The 14,058-nt window shown below is 47.3% G+C and carries 14 protein-coding genes; all 14 read left to right on the top strand.

Going from position 1 to position 14,058, the window contains the following annotated elements; translation table 11 throughout:
* Nucleotides 1-31: 31 nt before the first annotated feature.
* Nucleotides 32-1,213, top strand: a complete 1,182-nt coding sequence (locus AKJ31_RS19280; protein WP_053410666.1) for a DUF4268 domain-containing protein — start codon at nt 32-34, stop codon at nt 1,211-1,213.
* A 156-nt stretch (nt 1,214-1,369) separates the two neighbouring features.
* Entirely contained in the window at nt 1,370-3,520 is a 2,151-nt protein-coding gene (gene mobH, locus AKJ31_RS19275; protein WP_053410665.1) for a MobH family relaxase, read from the top strand.
* 48 nt (nt 3,521-3,568) lie between these two features.
* The gene (gene traD / locus AKJ31_RS19270) at nt 3,569-5,389 is read left to right on the top strand and encodes a conjugative transfer system coupling protein TraD (protein ID WP_053410664.1); all 1,821 of its coding nucleotides are present in this window, start codon (nt 3,569-3,571) and stop codon (nt 5,387-5,389) included.
* Nucleotides 5,390-5,398: 9 nt separating this feature from the next.
* A complete protein-coding gene (locus tag AKJ31_RS19265) occupies nt 5,399-5,959 on the top strand; it encodes a hypothetical protein (RefSeq protein ID WP_053410663.1) in 561 nt (186 codons plus the stop codon).
* On the top strand, nt 5,946-6,581 hold the full coding sequence (locus AKJ31_RS19260) for an IncC plasmid conjugative DNA transfer DtrJ family protein (protein ID WP_053410662.1): 636 nt from the start codon (nt 5,946-5,948) through the stop codon (nt 6,579-6,581). The genes AKJ31_RS19265 and AKJ31_RS19260 overlap by 14 nt, the downstream gene beginning before the upstream one ends.
* A gap of 71 nt (nt 6,582-6,652) precedes the next feature.
* Nucleotides 6,653-7,291: a hypothetical protein gene (locus AKJ31_RS19255; protein ID WP_087741059.1), complete on the top strand. Its 639-nt coding sequence runs from the start codon at nt 6,653-6,655 to the stop codon at nt 7,289-7,291.
* Complete coding sequence (locus tag AKJ31_RS19250) at nt 7,284-8,390, top strand: helix-turn-helix domain-containing protein (RefSeq protein WP_053410661.1); 1,107 nt, start codon at nt 7,284-7,286, stop codon at nt 8,388-8,390. Before AKJ31_RS19255 ends, AKJ31_RS19250 begins: the two co-directional genes overlap by 8 nt.
* A gap of 75 nt (nt 8,391-8,465) precedes the next feature.
* Nucleotides 8,466-9,671: an IS256 family transposase gene (locus AKJ31_RS19245; protein ID WP_053410660.1), complete on the top strand. Its 1,206-nt coding sequence runs from the start codon at nt 8,466-8,468 to the stop codon at nt 9,669-9,671.
* Nucleotides 9,672-9,825: 154 nt separating this feature from the next.
* Nucleotides 9,826-10,107, top strand: a complete 282-nt coding sequence (gene traL, locus AKJ31_RS19240) for a type IV conjugative transfer system protein TraL (RefSeq protein ID WP_000433891.1) — start codon at nt 9,826-9,828, stop codon at nt 10,105-10,107.
* Nucleotides 10,104-10,730, top strand: coding sequence for a TraE/TraK family type IV conjugative transfer system protein (locus tag AKJ31_RS19235; protein ID WP_000667170.1), 627 nt, complete (start codon nt 10,104-10,106; stop codon nt 10,728-10,730). Before traL ends, AKJ31_RS19235 begins: the two co-directional genes overlap by 4 nt.
* Entirely contained in the window at nt 10,714-11,607 is an 894-nt protein-coding gene (locus AKJ31_RS19230; protein ID WP_053410672.1) for a TraK domain-containing protein, read from the top strand. Before AKJ31_RS19235 ends, AKJ31_RS19230 begins: the two co-directional genes overlap by 17 nt.
* A 6-nt stretch (nt 11,608-11,613) precedes the next feature.
* Entirely contained in the window at nt 11,614-12,903 is a 1,290-nt protein-coding gene (locus AKJ31_RS19225) for a TraB/VirB10 family protein (RefSeq protein ID WP_053410659.1), read from the top strand.
* Nucleotides 12,904-12,977: 74 nt separating this feature from the next.
* Nucleotides 12,978-13,550, top strand: a complete 573-nt coding sequence (locus AKJ31_RS19220) for a TraV family lipoprotein (protein WP_148532759.1) — start codon at nt 12,978-12,980, stop codon at nt 13,548-13,550.
* Entirely contained in the window at nt 13,547-13,933 is a 387-nt protein-coding gene (traA, locus tag AKJ31_RS19215) for a TraA family conjugative transfer protein (RefSeq protein WP_000180225.1), read from the top strand. The genes AKJ31_RS19220 and traA overlap by 4 nt, the downstream gene beginning before the upstream one ends.
* Nucleotides 13,934-14,058: the final 125 nt, after the last annotated feature.

The following is a 14,058-nucleotide window of genomic DNA, read 5'->3' as shown; positions in this document are numbered from 1 at the left end:
TAAAAAGTGCTAAGTAATAGGATAAATAACAATGTTCACGGTAAATCATCAAACCAACAGGATTAGTCCTGTTAGGGCAAAGAAGTTCAGTGAACTTGGCTTTTCTGAGCGAAAACACCTTCAGGAATGGTTGGCGCATGAGCCTTCTGCACTGGGTGAAGAGTTATTAATTATTCAAAAGGAGTTCGATGGCTTTGATGATACCCGCGAACGCTTAGATTTACTTGCGCTAGATAAAGATGGCAACTTGGTCATCATTGAAAATAAACTGGATGACAGCGGTCGTGATGTGGTCTGGCAGGCACTTAAATATGCCTCTTATTGCGCCAGTTTGACCAAGGCGCAAATAGTTGAAATCTACCAGCAGTACTTGGACCGCTATCAACCTGTAACACGAGAAGTTGACCCGTTAAATGTCCCGCAAATTGCTGAACTTAATGCCAGTCAAAGAATTTGCGAATTTCTGGATGCGCCAGATCTGGATGAGGTCAAGCTCAATCTAGGTAACAGCCAGCGTATTATGTTAGTTGCGGCAAACTTTCGCAAAGAAGTGACCAGTACTGCACTTTGGCTATTGGGACAAGGTATTAGTATTGCATGCTTTAAAATTACCCCTTATTCGTTGAGCGAGCAGCTACTCATCAATATTGACCAGATCATCCCCACGCCCGAAGCGAAGGAGCTGATGATCGGTATTAATGCCAAAGAAGCGGAAGAAAAAACGACCGAAGTGGTACTGAAAAACCGCCATACGGTGCGTCGCGAATACTGGGAGCGAGCCTTAGAGGCGTTTCAGAAAAGTCCGTGCCAGCTCTACAACAACATTAGCCCAAGTAAAGATCATTGGCTATCAGCAGGTTCTGGACTGAGTGGTTGTCCGTATAACCTGATTTTTCTGCAAAAAGAGCTTCGAGTTGAGCTTTGGATTAGCCGTGGAATTACCGAAGAGAATAAATATCTCTTTGATTCATTGCTTGGGTCCAAACAGGGCATTGAACAAGTATTTGGTGCGGAGCTTGAATGGATGAGATTGGATGAAAAGAAATCTTGTCGTATTCAGTTTTCAACCAAAGCCGATGGCTTCAACAAAGATACGTGGCCCAATGCGGTTGCGTGGCACTTAGAGCAGATGACTAAGTTAGAAAAAGCTTTAAAAGGGCCGCTGCAAAAAGCGGCTGAAGCGCTAAAAAACAAACCGGCAGAGGTATCCTGATTCCCGTAAGCTGAATTTTAGTATTTCAACTCGCTTGTTTCATCGGGTGCTAAAAGACCTAAATACATTGTCTGCACATATAAGTATTAAATCTTTGAATCTAATTAGCCAGCAACACTAGATTGAACCTTCACACTATCGTGTCGGAGGTTCACTATGTTCAAAAACCTATTTTTTCAAACAAAAGCACTACCAGAGCTGTCATCTCAACTGGATGCAGAAATCCCACGCTACCCACCATTCCTGAAGGGGTTGCCAGCTGCGTCACCCGAGGATTTGCAGTCCACACAAGACGAGCTAATTGCCAAGCTGCGCCAGGTACTTGGCTTTAATCAGCGTGATTTTCAACGGTTGATTCAGCCCTGTATTGACCATCTGGCTGCTTATGTTCATTTGTTGCCAGCGTCTGAGCATCATCATCACAGTGGCGCTGGTGGTTTATTACGTCACTCGTTGGAAGTTGCTTTCTGGGCGGCACAAGCATCTGAAGGGATCATCTTTGTTGCCAGTGGCACACCGGTTGAGAAAAAAGAGCTGGAACCAAGATGGCGTGTTGCAGCTGCTCTTGGCGGTTTGTTCCATGATATTGGTAAGCCTGTTTCAGACTTATCCATCACAGACGAAGATGGACGCTATCAGTGGAACCCTTTTTTAGAAACACTATCCCAGTGGACCACTAATAACAGCATTGAACGCTATTTCATTCGCTGGCGCGACGGACGGTGCAAGCGGCACGAGCAATTCTCAATTCTGGTTTTAAACCGGGTGATGACACCTGAGTTGCTCGCTTGGTTAACCCAGCCGGGCCCTGAGATTTTGCAAGCCATGCTGGAAGCAATTGGCAATACCGATCCAGAGCATGTCCTGTCCAAATTGGTCATTGAAGCTGACCAAACCAGTGTCCAGCGAGACCTGAAATCTCAACGAGTTTCCGTTGACGACAATGCCCTTGGTGTCCCAGTTGAACGCTATCTACTTGATGCCATGAGGCGATTACTTGCCAGTTCACAATGGCTGGTCAATCAGCGAGACGCCAGAGTCTGGTTACGAAAATCGAATCAATCAACCCATCTTTACCTGGTTTGGAAAAGCGCGGCTAAAGACATCATTGAGCTGTTAGTCAAAGACAAGATACCTGGCATCCCAAGAGATCCCGATACCCTTGCGGACATCCTCATTGAGCGAGGATTGGCCATTAAATCCGCCTCAAATGAGCGATATGAAAGCCTAGCCCCTGAAGTGCTGATCAAAGACGGCAAGCCAATCTGGTTACCCATGCTGCATATATCTGAGGCCGATTTATTGTTCAGCTCGAATGTACCAATTGGTGTGACACTGTTTAGTAAACCTGAGTGGGAAGCAACACAGCAAACACAAGCAGAGCCTCAGAGTCGCTCCAGTGAGCAGCCAGGCTTGTCTGAAGCGTCATCATCAATCGAACTCAGTAATTCGGCTGAGTCGCCATCGACAAACTCGTCCGAACAAGATGATGAACGTCGTCTTGTTAGTGATGTTAATCACCTTCAGGCAACTGAAAACGTTCCAGGTGATGAATGTGAAAAGCCTAACAACTCATATGATGGCGCTATCTCAAATAACGTAAACCAGCACGATGCAGAAGCATTGAATCTGCCTGAATCTTTGGCATGGCTCCCAGAGGCCAGTAGTGCGTTGGTTATGGTTGATGAACAGATACTGATCCGCTATCCCGATGCCGTAAGACCTTGGTGTGCCCCCCGAAAACTGCTTGCTGAACTCAGTCGATTAGATTGGCTTGAATTAGATCCCGCAAACCCGACACGTAAGGCCAGAACTGTGACTACGAATGATGGCGTTCAGGAGCAAGGGTTACTGCTGAAAGTATCGATTTCTAAAGGGCTTACTGCACTGATAGACCTCTCCAATCAAGACGCAGAATCAGTGACAGCAATTCAGAACGAAGAGGCTTCACAGCGTCCGAGTCGAACTGAGACAGCCAATGCCCAAGCAAAAGAGCCCGCCACAAGAGCGGAGCGTAAGCAAAAGCCGATTGCGCCCAATGCGAATTCAAGTACAGACCCAAAACACGCGCAGCGGCAACAGATGGTTAATTTTGTGAAAGATTTGCCCATCTTACTGACCGATGGCGATTACCCAGACGTGGATCATAGTGCCGATGGTATTCGCGTCACGATTCAAACCTTACGCCAAGTCGCCAATGCGCACGGCATTCCAGCCGGACAGCTGCTTCGGGGGATCTCGGCCAGTGACCAATGCCAGTTTGATGAGGGGGAAACGGTTCTGTTTACCGCTCACGCTAAACGTTAATCCATTTGAAATTAAGTGGATTGCAAACGGTTATTTTGCGGAGCATGAATGAAAGAAAACGCATATGAGATGCCCTGGCGCACGAACTATGAAGCCATGGCAGCAGCAGGTTGGCTGGTTGGGGCAACTGGGGCAATTGCCGCAGAAATGCTGACAGAGTTACCACCTGAGCCATTTTGGTGGATGACAGGGATTTCCTCGGGCATGGCGTTGTATCGCCTGCCTGAGGCTTATCGCCTTTATAAGTTGCAGATGGGGCTAAAAGGCAAACCATTGGCATTTATGGCGCTGTCGCATTTACAAAAAGTGATGGCAAAACATCCTGATGAATTGTGGTTAGGGTATGGCTTTGAGTGGGACCAACGTCATGCTCAACGCGCTTATGAAATCTTAAAGCGGGATAAGAAAACCTTGCTTAACCAAGGTCACGGCAAACAAATGGGTTCGACCTGGATTCATGGTGTTGAGCCCAAAGAAGAAGATGTTTACCAGCCAGTTGGTCACACTGAGGGGCACACCTTAATTGTCGGCACCACCGGTGCGGGAAAAACACGATGCTTTGATGCGATGATCACTCAGGCCATTTTGCGCAATGAAGCCGTGATTATTATTGACCCCAAGGGAGACAAAGAACTTAAGGATAATGCACAGCGAGCCTGTATTGCCGCCGGTAGTCCTGAACGCTTTGTGTATTTTCATCCAGGTTTTCCAGAGCATTCAGTACGACTTAATCCCCTGAGGAATTTTAACCGGGGCACTGAAATTGCCAGCCGAATTGCGGCATTAATCCCATCTGAAACCGGTGCTGATCCATTTAAAGCATTTGGCCAAATGGCACTGAATAACATAGTGCAAGGTTTGTTGCTTACTTCACAGCGTCCTGATCTGAAAACGCTGAGACGATTCTTGGAAGGCGGTCCAGAAGGCTTGGTAGTAAAAGCCGTCACAGCCTGGGGTGAGCAGGTGTATCCGAACTTTAGTGTGGAGATCAAGCGCTTTACCGAAAAAGCCAACACCTTAGCTAAACAAGCTATGGCGATGCTGCTTTTTTACTACGAACGCATTCAGCCCGTTGCCGCCAATACCGATTTGGAAGGCCTTTTGAGTATGTTTGAGCATGACAGAACCCACTATTCCAAGATGGTGGCCTCACTGATGCCGGTGCTCAATATGCTCACATCAAGTGAACTAGGCCCATTGCTATCACCGATTGCAAATGATGTAGATGACAGCCGGTTAATTACGGATTCTGGCCGTATTATCAACAATGCCCAAGTGGCCTATATCGGCTTGGATTCATTGACCGACGCCATGGTTGGCAGCGCCATTGGTTCGTTGCTTTTATCCGATCTCACCGCCGTGGCCGGTGACCGCTATAACTATGGTGTTGAAAATCGTCCCGTAAATATCTTCATCGATGAGGCGGCTGAAGTCGTCAACGATCCCTTCATTCAACTGCTCAACAAAGGCCGTGGCGCAAAAATGCGTTGTGTAATTGCTACACAAACCTTTGCTGACTTTGCAGCTCGAACAGGCAGTGAAGCTAAGGCTCGCCAGGTGTTAGGTAACATTAACAACTTGATAGCCCTTCGGGTGATGGATGCCGAAACGCAGCAGTACATTACCGACAATCTGCCTAAGACTCGGTTGCAGTACATCATGCAAACTCAAGGTATGTCGTCCAACTCGGACAGCCCCGCGTTGTTTACCGGCAATCATGGCGAACGCTTGATGGAGGAAGAAGGCGATATGTTTCCACCGCAGTTATTAGGCCAGCTTCCCAACCTGGAGTACATCGCCAAGCTTTCAGGTGGCCGCGTGATTAAGGGTCGCCTTCCTATTTTAACCAGCTCTACACAGGCAGCATAAGGAGTCTGTATGCATCATTCTGTCTGTCTGAAAATGACAACACTTACCAGTAAAGAAATGCTCGCTCAGTGGCAGCAACATAACCCTCAGTTCAAGGAAGCTTTAAGACTGCTTGAAACAGACTGGCCTCATGCTTTGGCTTCAGTACACTGTTTAGCGGACTATTTAACGGATGCGCTCACGTTAGATGGCCATTCCATCTTTGATTTGTGCTTTTGTAATGGTTTGGGCAGTTATGAAGAAGTCAGTTGTGATGATGACAGTGTACGCCTTTGGCATTTCATTGAGGCACTGACCTGGACTGCCGCCAGTGCTTTAACGGGGATTCGGCTGCGTGACCCTGATCATTTCGAGTGGGCTGCCGTAGATGGTGTGTATTTCTACTCCTGGATTCGTAATCGTCCAAATCGGATGGCGTATTTGGCTGAAGGACGCATCGATGTGCGTTATGTCAGTGGTCATACGACGACAAAGCGGCTTCAACAAGTGATTAAAGCCCGGATTATGACGCCAACCGTTGCAGCCATGCTGGCGCGAGTTGAAGAGGATGTTTGGCATGAGCAAGCATAAGTCGGTTTGGCTACTGTGTCTGGCACTGATGCTAGAGATTATTGCCATTGGCGTGTTAGTGCCCGGTGATTGGACTGGCCGGGTCATCAGTAAAGAGAAGCAGATGATCCAAAACCAATTGGGCTCACAAACAAGCCATTGGATTGGTCAAACTAGCCATCGCTGGTATCAGTCATGGATTGTGGATACGCAGGTGGAGCAATCTGTGCGTGATTTTCTAATCCCCACTGAAGAGCAGCGACTGCGCTCTAAAGGGATGGAGAACATGGGAGGCTTTTGGTTTGTCTGGGTAGAAGACCGTATTCAGGCATTTTTTGATGTGTTGTACCAAGTGTTCACTCGATTTGCTTTGCTGATGGTCTGGTTGCCCTTTGCGCTTATTCTCATGTTACCGGCGCTGTGGGACGGCTTGATGACTTGGAAGATTAAGAAGACAACCTTTGATTTTTCGAGCCCAATCATTCACCGCTACAGCATGATTATCCTGGGCTCAGGTGTCATTTTGCTGTTTATGGGATTGTTCGCCCCGCTGGCTATTCCACCGGTGGTGTTACCGTCGCTGATCATCGGCTTGGCATTGATGGCAGGGTTGGCGTTAAGCCACTTGCAGAAGAAGATTTAGTTTACATTTTAGTGTTGGGTTAACAAGTTGTAGGCAGGTTGACAAATTTTAAAATTAGCATATTATTGTCCATGGTATCTAATCCTATTGCTTTACTACCTGAGGTAACAAATTTGAACACACCGATGACACTAAACCCTAATTTTAAAGAAAGTCAGCTGATTGAAGTTGCTCAACTTTTAGCAGATGTTCGAGCAGATGTTGTAGATTTACACAACAGAGATTTGGGTGACACCAACAAATCATTGGGCATAAGGTCCTACGAGTGTTGTTGTACACATTTAGTAAGGAAGTCACTTGAAGTTGATTGGCTTAAGATACTGACCCCGAAAGGGAGGTTTACGTTTAGTATCGCTGACGTTCCAGTTCGTTTCTGGAAAGGTCAGCCTGACAAACTCCCATCAGGGAAACTGATACGTTCCCACGAAGCTATGATGCAAATGGAGTTATTTTCTACACAAGATAGTCCGTCAGAGATCATTTGGTTTTTTGTTCTGAGCACTGATCAAACTAAATGTGTAGATCGCGCCTTTTTCGTTGGTTATAGCGATGTTGGTGAAATTGTAGTCAACTGGGAAGTGCCAATGAATTCTAAGGTTACGTTAATAACAGATACTGATGAGAATGTTTCTCATGGTGTTGAACTTGAATCGGCTGTTTCTAAAATCAAAATTAAGAAAAAGTCGAAAAATGCAGTAAATCATGAATAACGAATTTTTTGGTGAAAAACTAAGGCTGGCGAGATTGATGGCCGGAATTACTCAACAAGAACTTGGTGAGTTAGTTGCGGTCAGTCGTCAGTTTATACATCAGCTTGAAGCAGGTGTTAAACCACCTGCTGAAGACCTGCTTTTGGCATTGGCTGAAGTATTAAAAGTGAAAAGTGATTTCTTTTTTAAGAAACCACAAAATGATGTTAAGTATGAGCAATGCCACTTTCGCAAGCGCAAAACAACACCGGTTGGACTTGCAAATCGAGTATTGGCTCTCGGCACCATTTTTGAACTATTAGTTGAGATTATTGAAGATCATCTTGAGTTGCCTGTTGCCAATTTTATTGATTTTGAAGAATCAGATTTGTGTGCGGAGGCTATCGAAAGAGCAGCGGAGCAATGTCGTATTAACTGGGGTCTGGGTTTGGATGCACCAGTTACAAACATGGTAAGAGTACTGGAGAATAATGGCGCTGTAATCACTTGCTTTGATGGTGTTTCAGATAAAGTTGATGCGTTATCAATGAATCGAAAAAGACCCATCATAGTAAGAAATAATGCGAAGGAAAGCTGCTGTAGAATGCGTTTTGATTTGGCGCATGAATGTGGCCATTTGGTTTTGCATCAAGGTGTAGAAACTGGGTGTGCTAAAACAGAGAGAGAAGCTGATGCTTTTGCAAGTGCGTTTCTTTTTCCACGTAAGGCTTTTCTGAAAGAGTTTCCTCAATGTGTGGGACCTGTTCGAATTAGGTGGGAGAAAATCTTTGCATTGAAACTTAGATGGCGTGTTAGTGCGAGAGCAATAATTTATCGAGCTAATTATCTTGGGTTAATTTCGTCGCAACAGTACAGAACCGCCAATGTTTATTTGAATAAATCGGGTCAATCGAAAACAGAATACTTAGATGATCAAATACCAATGGAGCAGCCAGAGCTTTTATCAGCTGCAATAGATCAGCTCAACGAGCATTTGGGTATTTCGATTTTTGATATTGCAAACGATTTAGGTGTTTCAGAGCAGATAGTTGCTCAGTTAACCAGTTACGATTTGACTAAGCAAATCAATAAGTCAAATGTCAGAAATATCAATTTCTAAGACAACCACCTCCCTAAAAGGTAGTGTTCAAAATTCTGTGTCATTTCATTAAGATAACGCTAAAAGAGATGACACATGAGCAAACCAACATTCGATATGGACGCTGCCATTGAGGCACTGAAGGCCGGTAAAGGCTTAACAGGCAAAGATGGCATTCTCACTCCGCTGATTAAACAGCTGACAGAAGCCGCGATGCAAGCGGAGCTTGAGCAGCATCTTGAAAACGATGAAGATTCTAACCGCAAGAATGGCTCAACTCCGAAGATCGTTAAAAGCGCTGCAGGCAGCTTTGAACTCAATACACCGCGAGACCGCGCCGGAACGTTTGAGCCGCAAATCGTCAAAAAGCATCAGACCCACCTGACTGACGAGCTAGAACGAAAAATCATCGGTTTGTTCGCACTGGGTACCAGTTATCAGGACATTCGCAGCCATATTGAAGAAATTTACGGCATTAACGTATCCAATGGCACTATCAACGCTGTCACTGACAAGCTGCTGCCAGAGCTGCACGCATGGCGTGAGCGCGAGTTAGAACGCATTTATCCCATCGTCTGGCTTGACGCCATACACTACAAAATCAAAGAAAATGGCCGCTTTATCACCAAGGCTGTGTACACCATTTTGGGCTTAACGGTTGAAGGCAAAAAAGAACTACTGGGCCTGTATTTATCCGAACATGAAGGCGCGCATCACTGGCTGACGGTGCTGACCGACCTGCATAATCGCGGCGTCAAAGACATTCTAATCGCATGCGTTGACGGTCTTAAAGGCTTCCCAGAAGCGATTGAGAGCATTTACCCGAAGACAGAGCTCCAGCACTGCATCATCCATCAAATCCGTAACTCATTGAAATATGTGGCAAGTAAGAATCAAAAAGCCTTTATGGCGGATTTAAAATGTGTGTACAAAGCAGCAACACTAAACGCAGCTGAAACAGCGCTCGATGAGCTGGATACTAAATGGGGCGAGAAATATCCGGTGGTGATTAAGTCCTGGCGCAATAAGTGGCAGACGCTGTCGGCCTATTTTAAATACCCGGATTACGTGCGCACGGCGATATACACAACCAACGCGGTAGAGGCTGTGCACCGACAGTTCCGTAAGCTCACCAAAACCAAAGGTGGCTTCCCGAACGAAAACAGTTTACTTAAGCTGCTATACGCCGGTATGTTGCAGGCATCCGAGCGCTGGACGCACCCGGTGCAGAACTGGAATCTGACGCTGTCACAGCTGTCGATCCACTTCGCTGGCCGCCTGGATGATCATATTGACCTATGATCGGCTGACACAGAATATTGAACACCCTCCCCTAAAACAGATGAACTAGCGCTCGGTAGTTCAAAACCTTCAAGAATTCGATATCTACCTGACCACAGCCCTGAGTTATTTCGGGGCATTCTTCACTTCTCAATTCAAACAACGAGGAGTGACTATGGAACCTGTGAGTATTCCGTCCTATATCGATGATCCGCCGCACTTCCTGCTTTGGAGTGCCGATGAGATGGCTCCCATTCTGTTGGGGCTCGTGATCGGCATCTTTACCGGTAATGCCTTGGTTTTATGCCTGTTGGGGTTGGTGACAACCAAGCTCTATCGGCGTTTTCGTGATGGTCGCCCAGATGGTTTTATTCTTCACGCCATCTACTGGGCCGGACTGTTGCCAACCAAAGCCAAGACGATCCCTAACCCATTTATCAGGAGCTATCTGCCGTGAAGTTCGACGTGTTTTTAAAATCATGGCAAGGCACGCAATTAGAGAACCGATGGCAACGGTTCCTGATTGCGGTGCTGGTGCTATCTAACTTGCTGCTTGCGGTTGCGGCATTTTCTCGCAATACCGTGGTAGCTATTCAACCGCCAACCTTGTCTGAAACGGCTGAAGTGTCACGAAACCAAGCCACTCAACCTTACCTGGAGTCCTGGGGGCTCTACCTGGCTGAGCTTATGGGCAACGTGACGCCGGGTAATGTGTCCTTTATCCGGGTTGCTATAGAACCACTGCTTTCTCCAGCGGTGTACCAGCAAGTGGTCGATGCACTGGAAATTCAGGCAAGGCAAATCCGAGAAGACCGAGTCACGCTCAAATTCCAACCCAGACAAGTGGAGTATGAGTATGAAACCGGCCATGTCTTTGTGACCGGTTATTCCTTGGTTTCTGGGCCATCTGGAGATGAACAGCGCCAAACTCGCACCTATGAGTTTGACATCGATATTGAGCAATACCGTCCAAAGCTCAGTTGGATGGATACGTATGAGGGGCAAGCTAGAACGAAGCGCGTTCGTGAAAAGTTGACCCAAGAGCAAAACCGGAGGGTGAATGATGCGAACCAAAATTAGTCGATGGATGACACCAAGCTTAATCGCAATGAGCTTGAGTGGCGTCCTGTTATCTCAAGCGTCGTATGCAGACGTGGAATTGCCGATTGTGCCAGCCAGTGTGATGAAGCAGCCTGCTACAGCAAATCCACCTATTCAAAGCAATAAGGTAGCAACGGATGTGCCAACAACGTTACAGATGACACCGGGGGTTAATGAACTGATCCCTGTAGCACTTGGTCATCTGAATCGGATTGTGACGCCGTTTGAATCGCCTCAGGTGAGAACAACCAGTGATGCTCAGACGCAAATCAAGGGGAATGTTGTATATGTGGCCACGGACAAAGAATCACCGGTTTCACTTTACATCACTCCGCCTGGTCAGGAAGCGCCCGCATTATCAGTCACCTTAGTACCCCGTCGTATTCCACCGCGTGAAATCACCTTAGCTATTGATGGTCAGCAGTGGCCTATTAAGGGCGTCGTGAACCGAAAAGCCGCCACTTGGGAAACGGCTCAGCCATACGTCGATAGCCTACGTGATTTACTCAGACGACTTGCACTAAATGAACTACCACAAGGCTATGACATCCGTTTGGCTGGCCAAACTGACACAAGCCCGAAATGTTTTCAGCCGGGCTTAAAGTTTGGTTTTAAGCAGGGGCAAATTGTGACGGGACATTACTTCACTGTCTATGTAGGACTAGTTGAAAGCTTTGCCGATGAGCCGATAGAAGCCAGTGAAATAGCCTGTAATACACCAGATATAGTGGCAAGCGCCTACTGGCCTCGCAATATCTTGTTGCCGGGTGAAAAGACTGAGTTGTATGTGGTTGTTCGCAATCATCGTGAAGAAGCGGTGGAAAGTCTGCGACCTTCGCTTCTTGTGGGGGGGTGAATAACGATGAAAGCACAATGGGAACAAATGAGCCCGAACATGAAGCGGGGTCTATCGGTTGCTGGTATTGCTGGTGGTCTCATCCTTATGGTGATGGTGTTTTCACCTAATCCTGACGATGGCTCAAGCAGTCGGAACCGGCAGGAAACGATCCGGCACATTCTTACGGATACCAATACTCGTGATGTTGGGGTCGATAGTTTGGCTGCGAACGTAAAACTACTCAGTGAGCGCAATGAACAGTTACGTCGTGAAGTTGAGCGCTTGCGTCGTGACGTTGATTCAGGACGGCTAAGCCCAGGTTCGCCTTCTATACCAAGTGAGGTCAATGCGGAGTTGGCTCGCCTTCGAGCGGAACTTGATGATGTTCGCGCTGGAGGTGATGCAGCAGTTGAAGGCACAAATAGCCGCTTTGAAGTGCCTTTATCTGCCATGGAATTGCCTAAAGAAGAAAAGCCTCTGCCGTCTAACCCAGACGACTATTTTGCCAATGCGCCGCTGCCTGATCCGCTCTATCAGCAGCCAGCCAATGGCCAAGGTACACGAGCACGAGATGTTCCATTGCCGCCAATCACGATTCGTATGATTGAGCCTGAAGTGGTTGCTGAACCAGAGGTTGTTGTGCAAGAAGCGCCGCCTTTGTATCTACCGGCGGGCAGCATCATCTCAGGTACTTTGATCACAGGTTTGGATGCTCCTACTCACGAGTCCGCAAGACGCGAGCCTTTTCCTGCATTGCTGAGGATTCAAAAGGAAGCCATTTTACCCAACCGATTTAGAGCGGATATCAAAGAGTGTTTCTTGATCGCCGCAGGTTACGGTGATTTGAGCTCTGAGCGTGCTTATTTGCGAGGCGAGACCATTTCATGTGTGAGAGAAGATGGTGGCGTCATTGAAACGCGACTGGATTCTTATGCCGTGGGTGAAGACGGCAAAGCCGGTATTCGTGGCCGATTAGTGTCGAAACAAGGCCAGCTGGTGGCCAAATCGATGATGGCCGGATTCCTTCAGGGCTTGGCAGGCGCATTTGATGTGAATCCTGTTCCGACGATTCAGACGGGTAATGCCGGTGATACTCAACTGTACCAGCAAGTCATGAGCCAAGAAGCATTACAAGGTGCTGCGATTAAAGGCACCGGTAAAGCATTGGATCGAGTGGCCAAGTTCTATTTGGACATGGCTGAAAATATGTTCCCAGTCATAGAGGTAGACGCTGCCAGGAAAATTGAAGTCATAGTCACTCGTGGTGCCTCGTTGTCGTTGGCCACTTCGCAAGGGGGAGGTGCAAGAAGATGAAAAAATCCTGCATGTTGCTAACCGATCGAAGTCCGTTTCAGACAATAAGATGTGTATCCAGAGGAGAGTTAACCATGACGACATCAATGCAGAACAACTCAAAGCACCAGCCAAAACAGTGGTCTAAAGCTGGATTACTTTTATTGGCAGTCGGCTCAACCTTATTGTCTGGCTGTAGTTCATTGAGTCTTGGGAGTAGTGAATATGGATGCCCAGGTATGCCTGACGGTGTGCGCTGTTTATCCGCTCGTGAAGTCTATGAGCTTACCAGTAATGGCGCTGCACCCAAGACGATTGATGCTGTGGCGACTCGAATTGGTTCTCCCTCTGGGTATTCACAATCTGATTTAGAGACAGGACTGCTGAGCCATCCGGCATTACCCGAGACGCAGCAATCTGCACCTATTCGCATTCCTTCAAGGGTAATGCGGATTTGGATTGCGCCTTGGGAGGATGACCGTGGGGATCTGAATTTATCCAGCTACGTGTTTACCGAAATTGAACCGCGCCGGTGGGATATTGGGGTGTCAGCACCTCGAACGGTTTCGCCAGTGCTACGTCCACTTCAGACTCAAAGCGATTCAGCCTCAGCGGGAGCTGATGGTAAGCGCGATAACTTGAGTATCTACGGAGAAACTAACGAATGACAAATGCAGTTCGCACCATTCAAACTCAGCGCCTAATGACTATTGGTGCGCTTGGTTTAATGGCGTTAATGATTTCGGAGCCCTCATTTGCGGGCACCGGTGGTGATGCTTTCACCGATGTGTGGGATACCCTAAAAGACTGGACCCAAGGTACTTTGGGACGGATCGTAGCGGGAGCCATGGTTCTGGTGGGTATTGTGGGCGGTATCGCTCGCCAAAGCTTGATGGCTTTTGCTTTGGGCATTGGTGGCGGTATGGGTCTCTACAACACACCAACAGTCGTTGAAAGTGTTATGTCTGCAACCTTACCTGTTGTTGCCAGCACTCAAGAAGTCATTGGCACAACAGTTCCAGCAATCAGCGCCGTTTTACTGGGCACCTGAATGTGAACCACAGTAGGCAGTTCACTTAAGGTAATCAAACTAGGTCTACACAACATCGGGTTATTGGTGATGTTGTGTAGACCTTTTCATTTCAACAACGCCGCATTAGCGGGCTTGGTTTACAG

Origin of the sequence: Vibrio hepatarius, from assembly GCF_001274785.1 — a bacterium.
GTDB classification, from domain to species: domain Bacteria; phylum Pseudomonadota; class Gammaproteobacteria; order Enterobacterales; family Vibrionaceae; genus Vibrio; species Vibrio hepatarius.
Note: the sequence above shows the minus strand (reverse complement) of the source record. Positions and strands in the feature narration are given on the sequence as shown.